Raw genomic sequence first — 23,598 nt, 5'->3', positions numbered from 1 at the left:
ATTGCCGGGGCCGGGCGCGGAGTGGTCGGGGTTACGCAGCGCCCGGCCCCGGCTATTCGAAGGACACCACCATGACCAAGGATCAGAAAGTCATTCGCGGCAAGGTCGGGCTGCTGGAACTCGCCAAGCAGTTGGGCAATGTCAGCCAGGCTTGCAAGATGATGGGCTATTCGCGCGACAGCTTCTACCGGTTCAAGGAGCTGTACGACACCGGCGGCGAGATGGCGCTGCAGGAACTGACGCGCAGGAAGCCTTTGCTGGCCAACCGGACACCGCCCCACGTGGAAGCCATCATTCTCGAGCTGACGATGGAGCAGCCGGCCTTCGGCCAGGTGCGGATCGCCAACGAAGTGCGCAAGCTGGGCCATTCGATCTCACCGGCCGGCGTGCGCGGCGTATGGCAGCGGCATGATCTGGAAACGATGAAAAAGCGGCTCAAGGCGCTGGAGGCCAAGGTCGCCCAGGAAGGCATCATCCTCACCGAGAGCCAGCTTGCCGCGCTGGAAAAGGCCAAGAGCGAGAAGGAAGCCCACGGCGAGTTCGAGAGCGAATGCCCCGGCTACTGCGGCGCCCAGGACACGTTCTACGTTGGCAACATGAAGGGCGTGGGGCGGATCTACCAGCAGACCTTCGTCGACACCTACTCGAAAGTCGCCTTCGCCAAGCTCTATGACCGCAAGACACCGATCACTGCGGCCGATCTGCTCAACGATCGGGTGATCCCCTTCTTCGATGCCCGCGAGGTGAGGCTGCTGCGGGTGCTGACCGACCGCGGAACCGAATATTGCGGCACCCCCGAACATCACGAATACGAGCTCTACCTGGCGGTGGAGGACGTGGATCACTCCCGCACCAAGACCAAGAGCCCGCAGACCAACGGGATCGTCGAGCGGCTGCACAAGACCATGCTGAACGAGTTCTACCGGATCGCCTTCCGCAAGAAGATATACCGCTCAATCGACGAGTTGCAGGCCGATCTCGATGAGTGGGTCACGAGCTACAACGAGCAAAGGCCGCATCAGGGCCGCTGGTGCTTCGGCAAAACCCCCATGCAGACCTTTGTTGACGCAATGCCGCTGGCGAAGGAGAAGATGATCGCGGCCTGATCCTACCGGACAGGCCCATGCTGACCACTCGAAGGCGCCAACTGTCCGATCAAGTGTCAGCTTCTACACCTATGACGAGAAGCCCGGCATTCAAGCCATCGCAACCACGGCCCCCGACTTGCCACCCGATCCCGGCGTGCACCCGACCGTCACGCGTGAGTTCGAATACAAGCGCCACGGCACGGTCAGCTTGCTGGCCGGCATCGATCTCGTCACCGGAAAAATCCACGCTCTGGTCATGGACCGCCACCGAAGCCGCGAGTTCATCGACTTTCTCAAGCTGGTCGATGCCGCCTATCCGGCGCACACGGCCATCCGTTTGATCCTCGACAATCATTCCGCCCACATATCCAAAGAGACGAATGCATGGCTCGCCGCCCGACCGGGCCGCTTCGAGTTCACCTTCACGCCCAAGCACGGCTCCTGGTTGAATCTGGTCGAGGGCTTCTTTTCCAAACTTGCCCGCTCTGTCCTGCGCCACATTCGTGTCGCATCCAAACAAGAACTCAAGGACCGCATCATGGCTGCCATGGATCACTTCAACCAGAACCCCGTCGTTCATACCTGGTCCTACAGGCTCGAAAAGGCCGCGCGATAGGATTCGAATTATGGAAACGCTCGACTAGTTCGAATCCTGTCGGGCGCGCCACCTACGCTAGACTGCGACCGCTAACCCGACGATACGATACCGTACGCAGGTGCATCCGATCGTGCTCCCACAAAGCGCCGCCCCAGCGTTGATGAAACTGATAACTACGTTTCCGCTGGAGCGCTATGATATTCCAGTCGTCGGCTTGCGAGTGCCGCCGGAAGCATCCGAGGCGCGCCAAAGCCACTACGACTGATTGATAAGCGTGGCCTGAATTCTCCCACAGGCTCCCCTTCTCGATGTAGGCCGTGCTCGCCCCGACACCCTCGATCGAGCCCTTCACCGCACTCCCTTCTACCGTGCGACGCCGGAATACATCCGCTCGGATCAGGACCCGGAAGTCTCGACCCTTAGTCGAACCCACACACGAACCCACACTAACCCACTGTCTAGACTATAGACTAATTTCCGGAGCTCCCTCACGTATTGCCATGAATATATTCTTGCATGGCCCGAGCCTCTTCGATCGCTTTGCGTTGTCGTGGCGGAACTGTTGTCGGTAGGCCCAATCAAAGATCGACTCGATTGATGTGTTGCGAGAGTCAGACATTGGCGTAGGTGTGTGTCTCCGCAGCGGCCCCGGGGTGGGTGACTGCGCCCATTGCCGCAGGCCCCACGGTTTGCGCATATTTCCATAGTGCCCCCGACTGGAAATCGTGACGGCGCGGGCGCCACTCCTTGCGGCGAGCCTCCAATTCCTCGGCCGAGAACTCGACATCGAGCGTGCCCAATTCGGCATCGATGGCGATGATGTCTCCGTCCTTCAGCAGAGCGATCGGGCCGCCAACTGCTGCTTCGGGGCCGACATGGCCAACGCAGAAGCCGCGCGTGGCGCCGGAGAAGCGTCCGTCCGTGATCAGCGCCACCTTGTCGCCCATGCCCTGGCCGTAAATCGCCGCCGTGGTCGCCAGCATCTCGCGCATGCCGGGACCGCCTTTCGGCCCTTCGTAGCGAATGACAATGACCTCGCCCGGCTTGTACTCACGCTTCTGCACGGCGTCGAAAGCCGCTTCCTCGGAGTCGAAGCACCGGGCCGGCCCGCGGAACTTGAGGTCCGTCATGCCGGCCACTTTGACGATCGCGCCCTCCGGGGCGAGTGTGCCGCGCAGACCGACTACGCCGCCGCTGGTGGTGATCGGGTCGGAGATCGGGCGAACAATGTCCTGGTTGGTCGGGAAGACCACGTCGGCCAGGTTTTCGGCGATCATCTTGCCTGTCACCGTGATGCAGTCGCCGTGCAAGTGGCCGCCGTCGAGCAGCGCCTTCAGGATCACCGACACGCCGCCGATCTCGAACAGATCCTTGGCGAGGTAGCGCCCTCCAGGCTTGAGGTCGGCGATATAGGGGGTGCGCTTGAAAATCTCGGCGACCGCATGCAGGTCGAAGTCGATACCCGCCTCGTGTGCGATCGCCGGCAGATGCAGCGCCACATTGGTCGACCCGCCGGAGGCCGCCACCACGGCGGCGGCGTTCTCCAGCGCCTTGCGGGTGACGATGTCGCGCGGCCTGAGGTCGAGAGCAAGCAGGTTCATCACCGCCTTGCCGGACGCTTCCGCGAAGGCGTCACGGCTCTCGTAGGGCGCCGGCGCACCGGTCGAACCGGGCAGTGCGAGGCCGAGCGCCTCGGAGACGCAAGCCATGGTGTTGGCGGTAAACTGGCCGCCGCACGAACCAGCGGAAGGGCAAGCGACACATTCGAGAGCGTGTAGCTCGTCCTCGGAGATTTGGCCGGCCTGGTAGCTTCCCACCGCTTCATAGACGTCCTGCACGGTGACGTCCTTGCCGCGGAAGCGCCCCGGCAGGATCGTACCGCCGTATATGAACACGCTCGGCACGTTGAGGCGGACCATGGCCATCATCATGCCGGGCAGTGACTTGTCGCACCCGGCAAGGCCTACCAGCGCGTCGTAGCAATGGCCGCGCATGGTGAGTTCGACCGAATCGGCGATCACCTCGCGGCTCACCAGCGACGACTTCATGCCCTGGTGGCCCATGGCGATGCCGTCGGTCACTGTGATGGTGGTGAACTCGCGCGGCGTGCCGCCACCCGCCTTGACGCCCAGTTTGACAGCCTGCGCCTGGCGGCTGAGGGTGATGTTGCACGGGGCCGCCTCGTTCCAGCAAGTGGCGACACCGACGAAGGGCTGTGCGATCTCTGCATCGGTCAATCCCATGGCGTAGAGGAACGACCGATGCGGCGCCCGCTCCGGGCCGACTGTCGTGTGACGGCTCGGCAGTCTGGATTTGTCGTAGTGATGTGTCATGGATCGGGTTCTCGCATTGAACTGGGATCAAGCTCTTTCAGTCCGCCGGTTCGAGCAGGCGCCAACGAGCTTTGCCCTCCGGGCAGAACACGCGCACTTGATCGGCCTCACCGACCGGCAGCAATTCTGGCGGTTGCCACGGCGATTGCACGAGCGTGACTGCCTCGGTGTTCGGCGGCAGGCCGTAAAACCGCGCGCCGTTGAGCGACGCGAAGGCCGCGAGCCGATCGAGAGCTCGTTCCTCCTCGAAAACCTGGGCGTAGAGCTCAAGCGCAAGGGGCGCGGTGAAGATGCCGGCGCAGCCGCATGCCGATTCCTTGTCCTGGATCAGGTGCGGCGCCGAATCTGTACCGAGGAAGAATCGGGGGTCGCCGGAGATCGCGGCCTTTCTCAATGCGAGGCGGTGACTCTCCCGCTTGGCCACGGGCAAACAGTACATATGCGGCCGGATGCCGCCTGCGAACATCGCATTACGGTTGATCATGAGGTGGTGCGCTGTGATGGTGGCGCCGATGGGACCCGCGGCGTCCTGCACATAGTCCACGGCTTCGGCGGTCGTGATGTGCTCCAGGACGATCCGCAGCGCCGGGAAATCGGCTCGCAGCCGGACAAGCACCCGGTCTATGAACGCCTTCTCCCTGTCGAAAACGTCCGTTTCCTGATCGGCCACCTCACCATGGATCAAAAGTGGCATGCCGACGGCCTGCATCCTCTCCAACACCCGGTAGACCCGGCGAAAGTCTGTCACGCCGGCGGCGGAATTCGTGGTGCTGCGCGCCGGATACATCTTGACCGCCGTTAACACCCTTTCAGCGAAGCCTCTTGCGATGTCTTCGGGACCGGTCTCATCGGTCAGGAAACACGTCATCAATGGCTCGAACCTGGAGCCGTCGGGCAACACGCGCCGGATCCGATCGCGATAGGCGGCCGCCTGGGCGGCCGTCGTCACCGGCGGATCGAGGTTCGGCATGACGATGGCGCGTCCGAACGTGCGTGCCGTCCAGGGCAGCGCCATCTGCAGCATGGCCTCGTCCCGAAGGTGTACATGCCAATCGTCTGGGCGGATGATGGTCAGTCGTGTCGTGGTCATGGGCTTGGCCGCGGATGGCGGGAGGCGAAACGGCGGGGGATGGTGCCCTCGCGATCGGCTCGCTCGCGGCTGGGACGGGCCTCCCACAAGGGGATGGGTTCCCGGAGTCCGCGTGGGAAAAAACGCCAGACAGGCGAACGGGTCATGTAAAGTCCTTCAGATGGAACGCATCCGCAAAGGCCGCCGCGAGCGCTGCCGAATCCAGCCGTTCCAGCAACGGCAGCCGGCCCAGGCAACGGGTTTTCCCAAGTTGGGGGATCACCGCCTCGGTATCCGGCACGCTATCGCCGACGAAGGCGACACCAAGGAGCGGGATCTGACGGGCGCGTAGCGCCTCGATCGAAAGCAGGCTGTGGTTGATCGTTCCCAGCGTGGTGCGTGCCACCAGCACCACGGGAATACCCCAGGCCCGGAACAAATCGGCGAACAGGATACCGCGGGTGACCGGGACGAGCAGCCCACCCGCACCTTCGGCGACGAGCGGCCCGGAAACCTCCGGCAACACAAGTCGCCGCGTATCAATCGCAACGCCATCGAGTTCTGCTGAGCGATGCGGCGACAGTGGCTGCGTGAGTCGATAGGCTTCGGGCAGGATCCGCTCCGCAGGGATCCCACCCAAGCGTGCGACCAGTTCGCTGTCGGTCTCATCTTCAAGACCAGACTGGATCGGCTTCCAGTAGCTCGCGCCGATCGCCCGGGTCAGCGCGGCGGCGAAGATAGTCTTCCCAACTCCCGTGTCTGTCCCCGTGACGACGATCTTCAAGGGAACACCACACTGTTCGCTGTGGCTAGCACACGCACGTCGTCCACGTCGATGTGGAGCGTCACTGAAATGCCCCGCCCCGGGGGCACCTGCCGCCCGGACCAGCGCCTGCAAGCGCGCGGAGCGCCCTGCTTGCCCTGCAGGATTTGCAGCGCGGAGAGGACGAGGCGGGGCATAAGCGGTGAGGGGGCTTTCGAGAAGCTAAAGCCGCGCGCGGATGACGAGTTAGTCGTGCAAGGTCTGGGGTGCACAGGCGAGCGTACTCCAGCAGCCCAGAGCCTTGCCGTAGGTGTGCAGGGTAACGACATGCTTGCGCCCCTTAGGCCTGCGGCGAGGCCCTGCCCATGCTCCTCGACGACGCTGGGCGAATGTGCCTCGTCGATCTGGAGGGAAGGCCTCGTGGCCGCCGGCACACTCGGGTTCGGTAATGACCGTCGCATTGCGCGGCGCGGTGAGGCGCTCGCCCGCGACCTGGCGGAGGTAGCCCCGGATGCAGTGATGTGCCTGACGGGAGCAGATGGAGCACCGTTGGTCATCAATCCTCTCCGGCAGGGCGAGTGGAGGACCGTTTTCCGATGGAATCCGGGAGTGGAGCTGTCAGGGCGTGGCTAGCGGCTTCGTCTGTCGCGGCCGCACGGGTTTTCCAGAGCGAGAAGATGACACCGCCCGCGATGATGGACAGGGTCACTCCGAGCGAGATCGCGGGGTCGACCTTGCCGACGATCTGATTCCAGAAGATTTTGGCCCCGATGAATACGAGCACGATTGCGAGCGCGTATTTCAGATACTCGAAGCGGTGCACCATAGCGGCGAGGGCGAAATAGAGTGCGCGGAGACCGAGGATCGCCATGATATTGGCCGTGAACACGATGTAGGTGTCGGTCGTGATGGCGAAAATCGCCGGCACCGAGTCGACCGCGAACACGAGATCGGCGATGTTGATCACGACGAGCGCCAGAAACAGGGGCGTCGCGAAGCGCGCAAGCTTGCCCGTCTCAGGGTCGAGCTTGCGGACGAAGAAGTGCGAACCGTGCAACTCGGCCGAGACCCGCATGCGCTTGGACAGGAAGCGCACGATCGGATTCTTCGACACGTCCTGCTCGCTCTCTCCCATGACGAGCATCTTGATCCCCGTGGCGATCAGGAAGGCGCCGAAGATGTAGAGCACCCACTCGTACTGCTGCACGAGCGCCGCGCCGAGCCCGATCATAATGCCGCGCAAGACCAGCACCGCGAGGATACCCCAGAGCAGCGCCCGGTACTGGTATTTGGCGGGAATGGCGAAGTAGCCGAAGATGAGCGAGATTACGAAGACGTTGTCGATCGAAAGCGCCTTCTCGAGGGCATAGCCCGTGAAATACTCCATGCCCGAGGTCGGGCCCATGGACCACCACACCCAGGTGCCGAACACCAGCGCGATCGCGATGTAGAACGCGGACAAGATCAAGCTCTCGCCGACACCGAGCTCTTTGTCCTGCTTGTGGAGTATTCCGAGGTCGAAGGCGAGCAGCGCGCCGACCACGCCGAGAAACGCGAACCAGAGCCAAGCAGACTTCCCAAGGAAATCGCTGGTCAGAAATTCGGCGAGCAGTTCCATCGGTAATCCTTACTTTTCGGGTGTTTGGGAGTACCCGTCGAATGCGTTACAGGCTCCCCATTGCGTCCATGGGCTCGTGGTGGTGTCGTCCTGGTTCTCGCCGTTGCGCAGCCGTGGACGCAGCATCTCAATGTGAGAGGAGGACTGGCAGCGGCGGGTTGGCGACGATGGTCTTTGTCGCGCCGCCCAGGATGAAGTCGTGCATCCGTGAGTGCCCGTAGGCTCCCATTACGAGCAGGTCGAGGTCGTGCGCGGTTGCATATTCCTCTAGAGCCTGTCCGATCGTGCGGCCCGCGGCGCCTTCCTCCTCCAGGACAACCTCGATGCCATGCCAGGCGAGATACTTCGCCAAATCCTCGCCTGAGTGCCTCGTATCGATCGTCTTCTCCTGTGTGATCGTCACCACCCGTATGGTCTTGGCGCGCTGTAGGATCGGTAGGGCATCGGCCACTGCCCGCGCCGCGGGCCGGCTGAAATCCCAAGCCACACCGACGATGTCGAGGGAAAAGGAATTGCTGCTTTTCGGCACTTCCGGGAAGACAATCGTCGGTCGTCCGGAGCCGAATATCACACACTCGGCGACATATCGCTGAAGAGCCTGCTCGCCGATCGGGATCATCACGACGTCGTGCATCCTGGCGTGTTCAGTCACGATGGTCGCGAGCTGCGAGCTCGGGCACGACCCGAGGATCTGGTCGTGTGCAACGCCACGCTGCGTCGCCATGCTTTCGAACACGCTGATCAGATTTTGGGTATTCGCCACACTCTTCTGACGCTCGGCCGCAATCATGCCGGGGATGTTAAGCAGTGCATTCGCAAGTGCGTTGCCAGCGTTCGGAATCTCTATTTTGCAAGTCAGCGCCGAGATGTGAGCACCCAGCGCTTCAGCGAAACCGATCGCTTGCTCGATCGCGGCAACCGGGGTCGGTTCGGGGTAGCTGCTCAACTGGAGCAGGACATCCTTGAAAGCCATTCTCTTATCTCCTCAATTGATCGGCTGCTTCACATTGACCGCGTCACGCGGCTCTGGGTTAGGAGCAAGCTCCGCGGTGATTGTGCATGAGCTGCGGAGATCGACCATGATGAGGGATGCGATATCGAGGTCGCCGCTTTAGGCGTTGCGGCGTCGATACAGGGCCGCGGAAGGAGAGACGCCGCCTGCTTGACGCAAGCGGCTGCTCCCTTCAGTCGAACAGCTCCGACAGGAACGACTTCTTCCGCTTGCCGTGGCGATAGCGGCTGTCATCGTTGTCATATCCACCGGATCTGTAGCCCCGGCCCGAGGGGCCGGCTTCGCGGCGGGCCGGCGCCGCATCTTCGATGCTGCGTTCGATGACCTTGTCCAGCTCTCCACGGTCCAGCCACACACCGCGACAAGTGGGGCAAAAGTCGATCTCGACGCCTTGGCGATCGGATAAAGTCAGCCCCGTCTTGCAGATCGGACAGGGCATCGCGGCGACTGTTTCTGCGGTTCGCATGGCTCATGCCGCCCCAGTTTGGCGGACGAACGCGAGCCGGTACATGCGATCCTTGATTGCGAGCCTGAGCTTCTTCAGCCGCAACAGCCGCAACGCGTCCGGGAAGCGCCGCTTGTGCTCCCGACGCACCTCGGCGTCCAGCTTGCTGTGGACCAGGAGCAGTCGGTAATTGAGTGCGTTCATAGCCTTTCCTCCAATCGATGATTTGATCGATCGGGCCAACCACAATGCAGCAACAGGGGGCGTGAACTGCATTGAGCTGGCCCGAAGCGGTCCGACATCGCGGTTGTCAGGGAGGACAGCCGCCAGAGGGGCCCGGTCCGCGAAAACCGATCTAGGCTTATGCGCGATTGACCGCCAATCGGATTTCGCCCGCGGAGCAATAGCAACAGGCTATCGCTACCGCCTGCGGTCGGTAAGCGTTTCACCCGATCTGGGTGCGGGCCTCTTCCTGAATCCGTTCAGCAATCGCCCGATAGGCATCCCCGTAAGCAGCACTGGATCGCCACGCCGCAGCGATGCTGCGCGTGAATTTCCATCCCAGAGGCTCCAGCACGTCGATGCCCGCTCGGCCTCCGACATCTGAGCCGATGTAAAGCTCCGGGAGGACCGCAAGCCCCACTCCTGAGCTGGCCATTTGATGAACGCTATCGAGGCTTGTGCCCTCATAGTCGCGTAGCAGTTCCATGCCGAGTTCGGCGCAGATATCGGCCACTTGGCGATGCAGATGGTGGGACCTGCCGAGGCTGAGAACCTGGGCGCCTTTCAAATCCTCGATGCAAAGTTCGGGGCGCATGGCGAGCGGATGGTCGGGAGGTGCGACGAGGAACAATCGCTCGCGAAACAAGGGCTGGACTTCAAGGTCACCGCCCTCGATCGGCAGCGGCCCGAGCAGCATGTCGAGCGCGCCTCGCGAAAGCGCGAGTGCCTGCTCTTCCGGAATGCCCTCCCTGATATGAAGCCTGAGATCGGGCTGCTCGCGGTGAAGCGCGGCGACGATGGGCGGCATCAAATAGGGACCCAGGGTGGGCGTCACTCCGAAGCGGAGTGTGCCCACGAGACGCTCGCCGGCCCGCCGCGCGAGGTCGCGAATGTCCTGCACCTCAATCACCAAACGTCGAGCCCGCGCGGTGATCTCGCGTCCGATCGGCGTCAACTCCGCGCCCGAGGTTCTTCGTTCGATCAGGGCGACTCCGAGCCGATCCTCCAGCGCGCGCAGCTGCTGGCTGAGCGTGGGTTGGGAGACGTGGCAGGCATCGGCCGCGCGTCCGAAATTCTGAAGGTCAGCCACGGCAATGAGATATTCCAGCTGGCGCAACGTTGGCATGGGAAGACTCCATAACGCGATAGCCAATACCTATCACGTTCGGGGTATCCTTTCGAATGGACTTAATCTCGAGCCCGATGCAACGTCCCCCTATCAGCACCTAGGCCCGTCACGCTGGTCGCGGGTGAAGGCAGATTGAAAGTAGTCCGAAGCCACCCGATATTCCTCGCTGACGGGCAGGTATTCTTCGGAAATTGGAGAATGAAAGTGGCAAACGGATTTGATCCACGGATAACAGCAGTGCCGGAACCGACCCGGATCGGCCGTGAAGACACGGCGATCGATGTGGGCCTACGGTCCTACATGCTGTCCGTGTACAACTACATGGCCTCCGGGGTGCTGCTGACGGGCATCGTGGCGCTGTTGTTCGCCAACAGCGGCTACGCGGCTGCCGTGCTCGGCGGGCCGGGGATCCTCAAGTACGGCATCATGTTCGCGCCCCTGGCGTTCGTCCTGGTGCTCAGCTTCGGCATCACTCGTCTTTCGACCGGGACGGCCCAATTGCTGTTCTGGGCGTTTGCGACGGTGATGGGTCTGTCGATGGCGTCGATCTTCCTGGTGTTCACGGGAACCTCGATCGCGACCACCTTCTTCGCGACCGCGGCGGCTTTTGCGGGGCTCAGCCTTTACGGCTATACGACCAAGCGTGACCTGTCGGCCTTCGGCATCTTCCTGATCATGGGCGTGGTCGGCTTGCTGGTGGCGATGATCATCAACCTGTTTCTCCAGTCGGGGACCATGAGCCTGGTGATCAGCTTCATCGGCGTGCTGCTGTTCGCCGGCCTCACCGCCTACGACACGCAGCGGATCAAGAGCCTGTACGCGCAGGTGGCGGGCACCGACATGATGGGCAAGACCGTGATCATGGGCGCGCTGTCGCTCTATCTCGACTTTGTCAACATGTTCACCTTCCTCCTCCAGTTCATGGGCCAGCGACGTTAAATCAGCACCGTGATGCACACGGTCCCAAGTGGGGACTCGTCCACGGACCGACGCCTGTTTGGAAGGTGCCGCGCGCATTGAAAACCAATGCGTCGAGGCGGTCGTCGCCCAATCGAGCCGACCCGTTTGTCCGGGATGGTTGGCCTAGCAGCTCGCGGAAGTTAGGCCATCAAACAAAAAAGCGGCCTCCATAGCTCGAGCTTGAGAAGGGAATGGCCGCGTGGACCTATCGACTTTCCCTCTTGAGGCGCTTCTGCCCTTCATCGCCATCGGCTTTGCGGCGCAACTCGTCGACGGTGCGCTTGGCATGGCATTCGGCGTCATCTCGAATACGCTGCTGGTGAGCCTTGGCGTTCCCCCGGCCGCAGCATCGGCGGGCGTCCACGCGGCCGAGAGCTTCACCACCGCAGCATCAGGCATCAGCCACATCGCCCATCGCAACGTGAATTGGCAGCTCTTCTGGCGGCTGGTGATACCCGGCGTGGCCGGTGGCATCTTGGGCGCCTATGTGCTGACTAGGATTAGTGCCGAAACGGCCCGACCATTCGTGCTCGCTTACTTGAGCGCCATCGGCCTATATCTGCTCTGGCGCGGCGTCAGATTTCCTCCTGTGGAAAAGAGGCCCAAGTTTGTCGCGCCGCTTGGGCTTGTCGGGGGCTTCCTGGATGCAGCAGGCGGCGGCGGCTGGGGTCCCGTGGTGACCAGCAATCTGTTGGTACAGGGCGGGAGTCCGCGAAAAGTCGTCGGCACAGTGAACACCGCCGAGTTCTTCTTGGCAGTGACCATCTCCGCCACTTTCATCGCCACCCTCGGCCTCGCAGCCTTCACCGCCGCCACGGCTGGGTTGCTCATCGGGGGCATTGCCGCAGCGCCGCTGGGCGCGTTGGTGGCGAAGCGGGTTCCGGCTAAGCCGCTTCTCATCCTGGTCGGCATTGTGCTCACGATCACCAGCATCTACGGAGTTATGCGGGCGCTGATTTGGCCCTGATCCCTTTGGCTTGAGTTTAGCATTTCTAACCCAGCCGGGGCGGCCTCATATTTTTTGCTCTTTGCCGTCCGCGTTCTTGTTATTCATCTGAAGTTCATTTCTGTGTTCCTCGACAAGCAATGTGACCAAGCCGCTTTTTACGCGAAAAGCAGCAAATTTTATGGGTGCCGCTAAGGCATGCCATTGCGACCACGCGTATCAGATCAGATCGGCAGCGTGCCGTTCGCGGCAAGCACCTCCCCAGCGAGATAGAGCGAGCCGGTAATGAGGATTCGGGGGGCCGGATCGAGGCCAAGCGCGGAGATTGTGGCAAGCGCGTCCCCGACACTGTCGCGGGTCTCGGCCGGGATGCCGACGCGGCGGGCGACTTGTGCGATCTCTTCGGACGGCAGAGCCGTGTCTTGCTGGATCGGCACCGCGATGACACGGCAGATGAGCACGGCGAAGTTCATGAGAAAGCCTTCGCAATCCTTGCTCGCGAGCATGCCGACGATGAGTATGAGCGGCCGCGGACCGCGCTTCTCAAGATCGGCGAGCGCGCCCACAACTGCGCGGCCGCAGTCCGGATTGTGGCCGCCGTCGAGCCACACTTCGCTGCCGTCCGGCGCCAGTTCCACCAGCCGGCCGTGGGCGAGGCGCTGCATGCGCGCTGGCCATTCGACCTTGGCGACGCCTTGCTTGAAGGCCGCGTGCGGAATCCGCAGCGCAGGGATGTTGCGCAAGGTGGCGATTGCGGTACCCGCGTTGTCGAACTGATGACGGCCAGACAGACGAGGCGCCGGCAGGTCGATGAGCCCGTTCTCGTCCTGATAGACCATGCGGCCGCGCTCTGGCGTCACGACCCAGTGCTTGCCAGCAATACGAACCGGCGCGCACATGCGCGCGGCCTGCCGCTCGATCACCGTGAGCGCCTCCCGCGACTGCGGCGCGGTTACCGCCAGCACATTGGGCTTGAGGATACCCGCCTTCTCCGCCGCGATCAGCTCGATGGTGTTGCCGAGGAACTCTTGATGGTCGAACGAGATCGGGGTGATCACGCTCGCAAGCAAGCGTTCGATCACGTTGGTCGCGTCGAGCCGGCCACCCAGGCCGACCTCGAGCAGCAGCACATCGGCGGGATGGCGCGCGAACAGCAGGAAAGCTGCGGCGGTGGTAATCTCGAAGAACGTGATTGGATCGCCGGCATTCAACCGCTCGCAGGTCGCAAGTGCATCCGCGAGTTCGTCGTCCGCCACCAGCGCGCCGCCGCCCGGTCGCGCAAGACGGATGCGCTCGTTGAAGTGCACGAGGTGGGGCGAGGTGTAGACGTGAACGCCGAACCCGGCCGCTTCCAGGATCGCACGCAGAAAGGCGACGGTCGAACCCTTGCCATTGGTGCCAGCGACGTGGATCACTGGCGGCAAACGACGCTCGGGATGGCCAAGGCGGTCGAGAATGCGCCCCATACGGTCGAGCGAGAGATCGATCCGCTTGGGATGGAGTGTGAGCAATCGCGTAAGAATTGCATCCATTCGGACCATTGCGCTTCTTCTAATTGTCTTTTTTAGGTGGGTGGCCATCGTTTACCAGCGTGAGCGCGGAACTATCCTAATTCCCAAATGAACGCGAAGCTCGGGCCAGATCCAATCGAAACACGCGACTGCGCCCATTGCCCAGCAACGAATTAATGCCGCCATGCACATGTAACGATGTTGCAGCGAAACAGACACACACGCCTTCTAGAGTCAGACTCGATCATGTTTGCACATAGCCTGCGTGGCGGATGTAGTTTGAGCATTCGGCCGGGCTGAAGCGGTCGAGGATGGCTTTGAGGGCTTCGCAGATGGCGTCGAAGGATCGGGGCGCGGCTCGTCGCAGCAGCGCCTTGGTCTTGGCGAAGACTTGCTCGATCGGGTTGAAGTCGGGGCTGTAGGCGGGGAGGTAGAGCAGTCCCATTCCGGCCTTCTCGAGGCATTGGCGGACCTGCGCGACCTTGTGGGCGGGCAGGTTGTCCATGACGACGATGCTGCCCGGCGCCATTTCGGGGATGAGGTGCTCGGCCAGCCACTGGTGGAAGAGGGCGCCCGTCATGGCGGTGTCGATCAGCATCGGCGCCAGGATGCCGTCATGTTTGAGGCCGGCGACGAAGGTTGAGGTCATCCAGTGGCCGTGCGGCGCCTTGCCGAGGACCGGCTTGCCCTTGGGTCCCCAGCCATGGGTCCGCGTCATGTTGGTGGTGGTGCCGGTCTCGTCGACGAAGACGAGTGAGTCGAAGTGGAGTCCCTGCTGCGCGGCGCGCCAGATCTCGCGGGCCAAAGCGACGTCCGGCCGGTCCTGCTCAGTGGCGAAGATCGTCCTTTTTTTTGTGCCGCAGCCCGAGCCGCCTGACCATGCGCCACACGCTCGTGTAACTGACCTCGACGCCGCGCCCGGCCAGCTCCTCGCGAACTTCGCTCAGCGTCAGCTCGCAAGCCTTCGCCAGGCGCTCGGCGATCCAGTCCGCCTCGCCGATCAGCTTCGAGCGACGGTCGCCGCCCATCGGACGGGCCGCATAGCTCTTCGTACGTCGGTAAAGGCGATACCAGTTACCCGCCGTGCTCGGCGCCACGTCGAACGCCTCGCCAACCTCGCGGCAGCTCCGCCCCGACACCATCGCCGCCACCACCCGATCACGCAAATCTTCAGAATAAGGCTTGCCCATCCATGCCGGCCTCCTTCCCAGCCAGCATGTTGAATCAGAAACCCGACCAAAACGGAATCCCGATTCAGCCTGGTCGTGTTCAACTCTAGAAATCCCCCTGCACACACCGCGTCTCGGCGGAATGGAAGACGTGCCGATCAACTTTCAGCGGGGGTCAGGCTCTCGAACCTGCCTACTACTGGGAGTGGCAACCGCTTGCAAGATTACCCTGATCGACTCGCTCGGTCGGCTCGATTACGACTGCTCCTGCCTCGCAGCTCGTGCCATAAGTTCGGCGAGCAGTGGGTTCGGGAACCGCCGCTTCTGCGTGATCGCGTAGAAGCTCTCGCTGAGCGTCGGGATTCGACAGACCTCGACGAGGGCGCCGGAGGCCAGTTCGTCGCGGACTACGATCGGGGGCACCAACGTGAGACCCTCGCTGTCGCGGGCGAGCAGGCGCAACATAGCCATGTCGTCGACCTCGGCCAGGATGACCGGGCGCACCCCGGCACGCTCAAGGATCCGGTCAAACGCCTGGCGAATCTCGCTGTCCAAACTTGGCAGGAGGATTGGTTCGGAGGCCAGGTCTTCCGGAAAGCGGAACGGTGACGCCGCCGCGCCGGGCCGGCGGACCAGGCCGACCGGCTGCTGAGCGAGCAGATGGCTCCGAAACGAGGACTGTGCGTCCTGCTGCGGCGCGCTGTTGGCGAGCACGACGTCGACCGTGTGCGCCTTAAGCTGGGCGAGTAGATCATACATCGTACCCGAGCGCACAATCAGCTCGACATCCGCGCGGCCGACCAGGGGACGGAGGAACTCCAGCTGGAAGTTGCGCGACAGGGTCGTCAACGCCCCGACCCGGAACGCCTGTCGCCGATCGAGCGGTCGTCCTTGCATAGTGCTGACGAGTTCATCGCCGGCCTGGAACACGGTGTCGGAGTAGTCGAGCGCGATGCGGCCCGCCTCTGTGAGCACGAGGCGCTTGCCTGTCCGCTCGAACAGCGGATGCCCGAGCTGCTGCTCGAGCTTTCCCAACTGCACCGAGAGCGCCGACTGAGACATGTTGAGGCGTTCGGCGGCGCGCGTAAGGCTGCCCTCGTGGGCGATCGCCCAGAAGTAACGCAGATGGTGGTAGTTGAGGCGGGTCATTGGCATAGTTTTATGGAAACGAACGAATTCCCACAATCTTTATATTATCAAGAAGGGTGGATGGGCGCTAGGTAAGGGGTCGCTTCTCGCCGGAGACGACCATGACCTCAGCGCTGCCCTGGTGCCTTGCTCTCGGGCCCCTCGCACTCGTAGTGTCCGGCCTGGTGGCTGGTGCCGCCAAGCTGCCTCGCCGACAGGCCGGGACGAGCGCAGCCCTCGTGGCGGCGTTTGCACTGGCCGTGGCTGTCGCCGCGGGCGTTGCCGTCGCACTGCACGGTCCGTTCGCAACGGTCACCGTCGGGATCGAGGGCGTGGGGCTCGGCTTCTATGTCGATGCGCTGAGCGCGATCATGTTCGCGCTCGTCGCCTTCGTTGGCCTGATCGTGGTCGTCTACAGCCGAAACTATCTCGACGGCGATCCCGGCCAGGACCGTTTCACCCAGTGGCTGTGCCTGACGCTCGCGGCAGTGCTGCTGCTGATCGTCTCAGGCAATTTGTTCCAGTTCGCGCTCGCCTGGATCGCGACGAGCGTTGGTCTCAACAAGCTCCTGCTCTTCTATCCCGAACGACAGGCGGCCGTGCTCGCGGCACGTAAGAAGTTCATCGCCAGCCGTGTCGGCGATGTCTGTCTGGTCGCCGCGATGGTGTTGCTCCACCAGACGTTCGACAGCCTCGATTATGCGGTCCTGTTCGCCGGCGCCGAGGCGATGCGCGTCGCCGGAGTCGTTCCGGGCACAATCCACGCCGTCGCGGTGTTGCTGGTCATCGCCGCGCTGCTCAAATCGGCGCAGTTTCCGCTGCATGGCTGGCTGACCGAGGTGATGGAGACGCCGACGCCGGTGTCGGCGTTGCTTCACGCCGGCGTAATCAATGCCGGCGGCTTCCTGGTGCTGCGCTTCGCCGGCGTGATCTCGCTGTCGTCGCCCTCGCTGGAGGTCCTCGTCATCGTCGGCGGCTTCACGGCCTTGTTCGGCTCGACGGTAATGCTCACACAGACCAGCGTCAAAGTCTCGTTGGCCTATTCGACGATCGCGCAGATGGGTTTCATGATGCTGCAATGCGGGCTCGGCGCCTTCTCCGCCGCGCTGCTGCACATCGTCGCCCACTCACTCTACAAGGCGCACGCCTTCCTATCGTCGGGCAGCGTCATTGATCTGGCGCGGGCGTCGTGGTCACCGAGCCCTAGCGGGCGGCCGCACAGGGCGCGGATGGCGATGGTCGTTGGCCTCGTGCTGGCGGTGACGCTCGCGATCGGCACGTTGTTCGGCGCTACGATAACGCAGCAACCCGGCGTCTTCGCGCTCGGCGCGGTGGTGATGCTCGGCCTCGCTCATCTGGTCACGCAAGCGCTCGATGAACGGCCGAGCGTCTATGTCATCGGCCGCACGGTGGCGCTCGCAGTTGTAGTTGGGCTCGCCTATTTCTGGCTCCAGTTCGCGACCGAGCATCTACTGGCCGGCTCGCTGCCGCCGGTTCAGGCGCTACGCGGCCCCTTCGACCTCGCCATCGTCGCTCTGGTTGTGCTTGCCTTCGGCACGGTGACCGTTTTCCAGAGCCTGCTGCCGGGCCGAGCCGCCGCGCCGCGCTGGCAGGCGTTCTACGTCCACCTCGCCAACGGTCTCTACGTCAACACGCTCGCGAACCGGCTTGTGCTGCACTTCTGGCCCAGCCCGCCACCTGGTTACGGCGCACGATCCCCCTCCACTACGTCCGCCGGCGGGGTCCGCCCATGAGTATCGCCATCGCCTCCGAGACCGGTCCGCGAAGCCCCATCGCTGTAACCTGCGAAAGACCAGGCGCGAAGACAGCCTCGATCGAGGCGGCCATCGCCCAAGCGTGCGACAAGATCGCGCCGCTCTGGCCGCTCAAGCATTTCGTCGCGGTGAACCCATTCCTCGGCTTCAGTGACCAGAGCTTCGCTGCGACCTGCGCTACGCTTCGCCGGGTTGCCGGAGTCGATATGCTGATGCCGCGCGCCTTCTACCGCCAGGCGCTGGCGGCGGGGACCATCGAGGAGCACGACCTGGAGGCAGCCATGGCTGCTGCTACGTCCGGCCATCCGGCCTTCGCGCACGACGCCGCCTCGCTCCGCTTAGCCGCAGCGCGCGATCCCGTCTGGACCAGTCGGCCGGGCCCGGTCGTCGCGACCGTCGCCGAGGTCCTGGACGGCTTGGCGGCCGGCGACCGTCAGGCCTCGCGCACCGCGTTCATGGTCGACGAGATCTCGAAATGGTGCGCCGCCTATTTCGACGAAGGACAAGCCGCCTGGAAGCTGCCGTCGCGCGCGCTCCCGGCCTATACCGCGTGGCGTGCCGCGATGCGGTTCGACCGCAACCCGGAGACGATGGGCATCCGGGGCTTCCGCAAGGCCGTCGCCGCCATGCCCAAGGACCCACGCGAGGCGATCGCGGCGGTCGTCCTGGCGCTGGGCATCCCTGATCGCGCCATCGAGGATTATCTGCACCGGGCGCTGATCGATATCGGCGGCTGGGCGGCCTATGCACGCTATCTCGTCTGGGACAATGCACTTTACGGGCGCGACGACGATACGCTGGTGGAGTTGCTCGCGATCCGCGTCGTCTGGGGCTACGCGCTGTTCCTCGAACGCCCCGACACCGCGTTCACGGCGGCCTGGGCAAAGGCGATGGCCGACGCAGCGACACTGCCCAAAGACGAGCGGCTCGGCGACGATCCAGAGCTCGCGCTCGATCTCATCCTGCACGAAGCCTATGAAGCGGCCTACCGGCGTCGGCTGCTCGCGCGGCTGTCGCAGCATTTCGAGGCGCCCGTGTCAAAGCCCGCCGCCACGCGTAAGGCGTTCCAGGCGGCATTCTGCATCGACGTTCGCTCCGAAGTCTATCGACGCGCGCTCGAGACCGTCTGCCCCGACGCCGAGACGATCGGGTTCGCTGGCTTCTTCGGCTTCCCGATCGAATATGTGCCGATCGGCCGCGAGACCGGTGGGGCGCAGTGCCCGGTGCTGTTGAAGCCCGCCTTCGTGGTGTGCGAGGCAGTCGCCAATGCGTCGGAAGCCGAGGAGGCGGAGATCATGAACCTCCGCCTGCTGCGCCGCCGCGCGGCGAAGGCGTGGAAGGCGTTCAAGCTCTCGGCGGTGTCGTCGTTCACCTATGTCGAGACGGTGGGGTTGTTGTTTGCCGCCAAGCTCGTCGGTGACAGCGCGCGCCTGACGCGGACGGTCAGCGACCCCAATACCGATGGCCTCGACAAGGGTGTGATCGGCCGCATCGGACCGCGGCTCGAACCGGGCGCGGTGGGCGGTCGGGTCACCGGCTTCGACGACGGGCAGCGCGTCGCCATGGCCGAGGCGGTGCTGCGGGCGATGTCGATGACCCAAGACTTCGCGCGGCTGGTCCTGCTGACGGGACACGGCAGCACGACCGTCAACAATCCCCATGCTTCGGGGCTGGATTGCGGAGCGTGTGGCGGGCACACGGGCGAGGCGAACGCGCGGATCGCCGCCGCCATCCTCAACGATCCCGGCGTCCGGGTGGGGCTGGCCGCCAAGGGCATCGACATCCCGAAGGACAGCTGGTTCATCGGCTGCCTGCACGACACCACGACCGACGAGGTGCGCATCTTCGATGCCGATCGGCTGCCGGCGTCGCATGCCGGCGATCTCGCGCGGCTGCGCGAAGCGCTCGCCAAGGCCTCCTCGCTCGCCCGCGATGAGCGGGCACAGCTGCTCGGCATCGGCAAGAGCGAGGATGTCGATCGCGCGGTAAGGGCGCGCAGCCGCGACTGGGCGCAGGTGCGTCCCGAATGGGGCCTGGCAGGAAATGCCGCCTTCATCGCCGCGCCGCGCGAGCGCACGCGCGGGCTCGACCTCGCCGGCCGCGCCTTCCTGCACGATTACGACTGGCAGAAGGACGCCGGGTTCAGCGTGCTCGAACTCATCATGACTGCCCCCATGGTCGTCGCGAGCTGGATTAACCTGCAATATTACGCCTCGACCGTGAACAACCGCGCCTTTGGCAGCGGCAACAAGCTGCTCCACAACGTCGTCGGCCAGCTCGGCGTCCTCGAAGGCAATACCGGCGATCTGAAGGTCGGGCTGCCTTGGCAGTCGGTGCATGACGGGACACGCTTCGTCCACGAGCCGCTGCGGCTCACCGTCTTCATCGAGGCGCCCGAGGACGCGCTGAACCGTGTCATCGATGCGCACGCCAGCGTCCGGCAACTTATCGACAACGGCTGGGTCCACCTGTTCCGTCTCGGGGACGAGGGGTGGACAATCCGCCGCTATGCCGGCGATTTGCGATGGGAGGCCGCGACGTGACCGCCCGGCTCTCCCATCTCGCGCGACTGGAATCCGAAGCGATCCATATCCTACGAGAAGCGGTCGCCGAAGGACGCAAGCCGGTGATGCTGTTCTCGGCGGGCAAGGACTCGACGGTGCTGGCGCATCTCGCGCTGCGCGCCTTCTTTCCGGGCCGCCCGCCGTTCCCGCTGCTCCATATCGACTCCACCTGGGAGTTCCGGTCGCTCCTCGACTTCCGCGACGCGTTTGCGCGCGAGCATGGGTTCGAGCTCATCGTCCATGCCAATGAGGAGGGGCGAGCGGCCGGCCTCAATCCCTTCGACCATGGCGACCGCTACACGCTGGCGATGCGGACCGAACCGCTCAAGGACGCGCTCGACCAAGGCGGCTATGACATCGTCTTCGGCGGCGCCCGCCGCGACGAGGAGAAGTCGCGGGCGAAGGAGCGGATCTTCTCGGTCCGCTCTGCTGGCCACGCTTGGGATCCGCGCCAACAGCGCCCCGAGCTCTGGAGCCTCTATAATGCCCGTCTTGGCAAAGACCAGTCGGCGCGGGTGTTCCCGCTGTCGAACTGGACCGAAACCGACGTCTGGACCTACGCGCTTGCCCACGACATCGCGCTCGCCCCGCTCTACTTCGCGGCTCCGAGGCCGGTGGTTGAGCGGGGCGGGGGTTTGATCGTCATCGACGAAGAATCCCGCATGCCCCTCCGGACAGGGGAGACCGTCGAAACAAGGGCCGTGCGCTTCCGAACGCTAGGCTGTTGGCCGGTCACCGCGGCGATCGCGTCCGAGGCGACCGACCTCCCCTCCGTCGTCCAGGAAACCTTGGCGGCCTCGGGCTCCGAACGTCAGGGCCGGATCAGCGACGGCGAGGATGGCGGCTCGCTCGAGCAGAAGAAGCGCGAGGGGTATTTCTAGCGATGACCAGCGCGCCACGACCCTACGAGCGCACGGAGGCCGTCCTCGCGACGATGCACGGCAAGGAGCGGGTAATCGCACCCCTCCTGGAGCGGGCACTGGGATTGCGGGTCGCCGCGACGACGAATGTCGACACCGACCGCTTTGGCACCTTCAGTCGTGACGTCGAACGAACCGGTTCGCAGCTCGATGCGGCGCGGGCTAAGATCGCCGCGGCATTCGCGGCCGCGCCCGATGTCAACGTCGCGCTGGCCAGCGAAGGCAGCTTTGGTCCGCATCCGTATATTCCCTTCGTCCCGCTCGGCCGCGAGATTGTCGTAATGAGGGACCGCGTCAGCGGTCTCGAATTGATCGGGCATTATGCGGGCCTGTCGACGAATTTTGGCCACACGGTCGTTACGGACCTGGCCGGCGCCAGTGCGTTCGCCGAACGCGCGCGATTTCCCGGACATGGGGTGATCGTCATGGGCTGCGTCGATCAGCAGCCGGCGCCCAGGCGCGCGCTGATCAAGGACATTGACGCTTGGGCTGGACTGCAAAGGGCGATTGAGGAGGTGATCACGATCTGCGGCGCCGCCTTCGTTGAGACCGATATGCGCGCCCATCGCAATCCCACCCGAATGCGCACCATCAAACGCGCGACGCTGGACCTTGTCCGCCGGTTTCGGAGCCTGTGCCCGATCTGCGCTCGACCCGGATTTGCCATCACCAAACGGCTATCCGGCCTGCCATGCTCATGGTGCGGAGGCCCAACGCTCGCGCTGAAAGCTGATGTCTATAGCTGTGAGGGGTGCGGTTACCGGGAAGAGCGCGCGGTGAAGGCGGCGACAGCGGACCCGGGGCAATGTGGGGAGTGCAACCCGTGACCAAGGGAACGAAGGGAGAGCAGAATGGCCGCTTCGCAATCGCCCGTTGAGCCTCTCCTCGAGGCCGAAAAGCAGATTGCGTGGGTGCTCGCCCATCCTGGCATGAGCGACTGGCTGAAGGACGCTCTTAGGACCGCAGTCGACCGCGATCCAGAGCACCTTCTGAATGACTTGGAGGTACTATGTTTGCTTTTGAGAGCGAAGTCCCAAGCCGCCATAGATGAGCGGCTACGTTAGTCTCCAAGTCCGGTAGGTTCGGGGCGAATATTGAACTGCGTGAGGAGCGTCACAGATGATGAAATGCGTAGACGACGTCTACCGAGCGCTTCCGATGTATGCGGAACGCGGTGCGTTCTTCGACAGCGCTGTTTCCGCGCGGCGAAACGAGCGCTCTCGTGTCGATCGAGATTAAACATCTGCGATACGCTGAGGCGGCGGAACGCTGTGGCAGTTTTCGCAAGGCGGCAGATCTGCTCGCCCTCAAGCAGTCTAATCTCAGCCGACGAATTCGACATCTGGAGGAGCAACTCGGCGTAGCGTTGTTCGAACGAACGAATGGCGGCGTCAGGCCGACGGCGGCAGGCCGGGACTTTGTGAACGGCGTTCGCCGGGTTCTCAATGATTTGCAGATTGTCGTCGACGGAGCCAAGGCCGTCGGACGCGGCGAGGCCGGGTACTTGACGATCGGCTTCTACACGTCCCTCTCAGCCGGCAATCTCAGGGCAAGTCTTGTCGAGTACGGCCGTCGCTTTCCCCAGGTTGAGATCAAAACTATCGAAGGATCGCGAACGCGATTGTTCGACGGAATACAGAATAGCATGATCGACATCGCCATCGTCACCGGGGAGCCGGCTTCAGATTGCAATCGCTCGATGGTGCTCTGGAGCGAGCGCATCATCGTCGCTCTGCCCGAGGATCATCCGCTCGCAGCGAACGAAGTCATCTATTGGACAGACTTAAAACATGAGCGCTTCTTGCTGAGCGAGCGCGATCCGGGACCGGAGATCCAAGACATCCTCGTGGCCAAGCTCAGTTCCCCTGGCGATCTGCCCAACGTCGTCCGGCACGATGTGAGCCCGGAGAACATCAAGAGCCTGGTTGGGGCCAACCGAGGCGTCAGCCTTATGTGTGAGGCCTGCATGGGAGCCAGCTATACCGGCGTCGTCTACCGCGAGGCGCGCGACGGCAACGGCTCGACCCGGATCGGGTATCGCGCCTATTGGCGAGACGGCAACGACAACCCGGCGCTCCGGAACTTCATTCGCCTCTTGGAGGAGCGCTACCCGCCGGTTGCGAACGGGAACGGGCCGCGTGGCGCATCTTCGCGAATCCCCGATCCGTCGCCATAAAACGCTCAATCATTGGTGCGATCAGCTTAGCGGGCTCGACGGCTTGCCCGCTTTCTCGGCCAAGGATTTCTGCATACGCGATGAGATCGCGGTGAAGGGCGGCGGGCAGTTCCACCGAGATCTTCACCGGCTTGTCGTCTTCGAGCGGCCCGAGCTTCAGCTTGGCCATCGG

At 63.6% G+C, this 23,598-nt stretch carries 21 protein-coding genes and 1 pseudogene; 9 read left to right on the top strand and 13 right to left on the bottom strand.

What is annotated here, in order from left to right:
- Nucleotides 1-71 precede the first annotated feature (71 nt).
- Together FFS37_RS14730 and FFS37_RS14725 are read left to right on the top strand one after the other, a co-directional pair.
- Nucleotides 72-1,106 carry an IS481 family transposase gene (locus tag FFS37_RS14730; protein ID WP_137931675.1) on the top strand — a complete coding sequence of 345 codons (1,035 nt, stop codon included), beginning with the start codon at nucleotides 72-74 and terminating at the stop codon, nucleotides 1,104-1,106.
- Nucleotides 1,107-1,179: 73 nt separating this feature from the next.
- Nucleotides 1,180-1,704 (top strand): annotated as a pseudogene (locus tag FFS37_RS14725) (IS630 family transposase); the annotation flags it as partial.
- Nucleotides 1,705-2,297: 593 nt separating this feature from the next.
- On the opposite strand, the gene ilvD reads toward FFS37_RS14725, so the two are convergent.
- From ilvD to FFS37_RS14685, 8 genes are all read right to left on the bottom strand, one after another.
- Nucleotides 2,298-4,019, bottom strand: coding sequence for a dihydroxy-acid dehydratase (gene ilvD / locus FFS37_RS14720; RefSeq protein ID WP_137931674.1), 1,722 nt, complete (start codon nucleotides 4,017-4,019; stop codon nucleotides 2,298-2,300).
- Nucleotides 4,020-4,056: 37 nt separating this feature from the next.
- A complete protein-coding gene (gene pyrC / locus FFS37_RS14715; protein WP_137931673.1) occupies nucleotides 4,057-5,109 on the bottom strand; it encodes a dihydroorotase in 1,053 nt (350 codons plus the stop codon).
- A gap of 142 nt (nucleotides 5,110-5,251) precedes the next feature.
- Complete coding sequence (gene bioD, locus FFS37_RS14710; protein ID WP_137931672.1) at nucleotides 5,252-5,872, bottom strand: dethiobiotin synthase; 621 nt, start codon at nucleotides 5,870-5,872, stop codon at nucleotides 5,252-5,254.
- Between the two features lie 535 nt (nucleotides 5,873-6,407).
- Complete coding sequence (locus FFS37_RS14705) at nucleotides 6,408-7,469, bottom strand: TerC family protein (protein ID WP_137931671.1); 1,062 nt, start codon at nucleotides 7,467-7,469, stop codon at nucleotides 6,408-6,410.
- Between the two features lie 127 nt (nucleotides 7,470-7,596).
- Nucleotides 7,597-8,442 carry a universal stress protein gene (locus tag FFS37_RS14700; protein WP_137931670.1) on the bottom strand — a complete coding sequence of 282 codons (846 nt, stop codon included), beginning with the start codon at nucleotides 8,440-8,442 and terminating at the stop codon, nucleotides 7,597-7,599.
- Nucleotides 8,443-8,653: 211 nt separating this feature from the next.
- A complete protein-coding gene (locus FFS37_RS14695; RefSeq protein ID WP_137931669.1) occupies nucleotides 8,654-8,947 on the bottom strand; it encodes a TFIIB-type zinc ribbon-containing protein in 294 nt (97 codons plus the stop codon).
- Between the two features lie 3 nt (nucleotides 8,948-8,950).
- Nucleotides 8,951-9,130 (bottom strand): DUF465 domain-containing protein, encoded by a 180-nt coding sequence (locus FFS37_RS14690; RefSeq protein ID WP_137931668.1) that lies wholly within the window; start codon nucleotides 9,128-9,130, stop codon nucleotides 8,951-8,953.
- Nucleotides 9,131-9,371: 241 nt separating this feature from the next.
- Nucleotides 9,372-10,274, bottom strand: a complete 903-nt coding sequence (locus FFS37_RS14685) for a hydrogen peroxide-inducible genes activator (protein WP_137931667.1) — start codon at nucleotides 10,272-10,274, stop codon at nucleotides 9,372-9,374.
- Between the two features lie 201 nt (nucleotides 10,275-10,475).
- Here FFS37_RS14685 and FFS37_RS14680 point away from each other — a divergent pair, with 201 nt between their 5' ends.
- On the top strand, nucleotides 10,476-11,216 hold the full coding sequence (locus tag FFS37_RS14680) for a Bax inhibitor-1/YccA family protein (protein WP_137931666.1): 741 nt from the start codon (nucleotides 10,476-10,478) through the stop codon (nucleotides 11,214-11,216).
- A gap of 220 nt (nucleotides 11,217-11,436) precedes the next feature.
- Entirely contained in the window at nucleotides 11,437-12,204 is a 768-nt protein-coding gene (locus tag FFS37_RS14675; RefSeq protein ID WP_137931665.1) for a sulfite exporter TauE/SafE family protein, read from the top strand.
- 203 nt (nucleotides 12,205-12,407) lie between these two features.
- Here FFS37_RS14675 and FFS37_RS14670 read toward each other — a convergent pair whose 3' ends face one another.
- The 4 genes from FFS37_RS14670 to FFS37_RS14655 all read right to left on the bottom strand — a co-directional run bounded on the left by FFS37_RS14670 (nucleotide 12,408) and on the right by FFS37_RS14655 (nucleotide 16,012).
- Nucleotides 12,408-13,724 (bottom strand): bifunctional folylpolyglutamate synthase/dihydrofolate synthase, encoded by a 1,317-nt coding sequence (locus FFS37_RS14670; RefSeq protein WP_137931664.1) that lies wholly within the window; start codon nucleotides 13,722-13,724, stop codon nucleotides 12,408-12,410.
- 214 nt (nucleotides 13,725-13,938) lie between these two features.
- Nucleotides 13,939-14,499: an IS630 family transposase gene (locus FFS37_RS14665; RefSeq protein WP_232375668.1), complete on the bottom strand. Its 561-nt coding sequence runs from the start codon at nucleotides 14,497-14,499 to the stop codon at nucleotides 13,939-13,941.
- 22 nt (nucleotides 14,500-14,521) lie between these two features.
- Nucleotides 14,522-14,884 carry a transposase gene (locus FFS37_RS14660; RefSeq protein WP_137931662.1) on the bottom strand — a complete coding sequence of 121 codons (363 nt, stop codon included), beginning with the start codon at nucleotides 14,882-14,884 and terminating at the stop codon, nucleotides 14,522-14,524.
- 234 nt (nucleotides 14,885-15,118) lie between these two features.
- On the bottom strand, nucleotides 15,119-16,012 hold the full coding sequence (locus FFS37_RS14655; protein ID WP_137931661.1) for a LysR family transcriptional regulator: 894 nt from the start codon (nucleotides 16,010-16,012) through the stop codon (nucleotides 15,119-15,121).
- Between the two features lie 101 nt (nucleotides 16,013-16,113).
- Between FFS37_RS14655 and FFS37_RS14650 the strand changes: the two genes are divergently transcribed.
- From FFS37_RS14650 to FFS37_RS14625, 5 genes are all read left to right on the top strand, one after another.
- Nucleotides 16,114-17,745, top strand: a complete 1,632-nt coding sequence (locus tag FFS37_RS14650) for an NADH-quinone oxidoreductase subunit L (RefSeq protein ID WP_137931660.1) — start codon at nucleotides 16,114-16,116, stop codon at nucleotides 17,743-17,745.
- Nucleotides 17,742-20,309: a YbcC family protein gene (locus FFS37_RS14645; RefSeq protein WP_072598056.1), complete on the top strand. Its 2,568-nt coding sequence runs from the start codon at nucleotides 17,742-17,744 to the stop codon at nucleotides 20,307-20,309. The genes FFS37_RS14650 and FFS37_RS14645 overlap by 4 nt, the downstream gene beginning before the upstream one ends.
- Nucleotides 20,306-21,211, top strand: coding sequence for a sulfate adenylyltransferase subunit CysD (gene cysD / locus FFS37_RS14640; protein WP_072598815.1), 906 nt, complete (start codon nucleotides 20,306-20,308; stop codon nucleotides 21,209-21,211). The genes FFS37_RS14645 and cysD overlap by 4 nt, the downstream gene beginning before the upstream one ends.
- 2 nt (nucleotides 21,212-21,213) lie before the next feature.
- Nucleotides 21,214-22,077 carry a DUF6671 family protein gene (locus tag FFS37_RS14635; protein ID WP_137931659.1) on the top strand — a complete coding sequence of 288 codons (864 nt, stop codon included), beginning with the start codon at nucleotides 21,214-21,216 and terminating at the stop codon, nucleotides 22,075-22,077.
- A 395-nt stretch (nucleotides 22,078-22,472) separates the two neighbouring features.
- Nucleotides 22,473-23,426, top strand: coding sequence for a LysR family transcriptional regulator (locus FFS37_RS14625; RefSeq protein WP_232375667.1), 954 nt, complete (start codon nucleotides 22,473-22,475; stop codon nucleotides 23,424-23,426).
- Here the strand turns inward: FFS37_RS14625 and FFS37_RS14620 are convergent.
- Nucleotides 23,335-23,595, bottom strand: a complete 261-nt coding sequence (locus tag FFS37_RS14620; protein ID WP_072598055.1) for a DUF2274 domain-containing protein — start codon at nucleotides 23,593-23,595, stop codon at nucleotides 23,335-23,337. The genes FFS37_RS14625 and FFS37_RS14620 overlap by 92 nt on opposite strands.
- Nucleotides 23,596-23,598 lie beyond the last annotated feature (3 nt).

Origin of the sequence: Mesorhizobium comanense (assembly GCF_005503535.1) — a bacterium.
Taxonomy (GTDB): Bacteria; Pseudomonadota; Alphaproteobacteria; order Rhizobiales; family Rhizobiaceae; genus Mesorhizobium; species Mesorhizobium comanense.
Note: the sequence above shows the minus strand (reverse complement) of the source record. Positions and strands in the feature narration are given on the sequence as shown.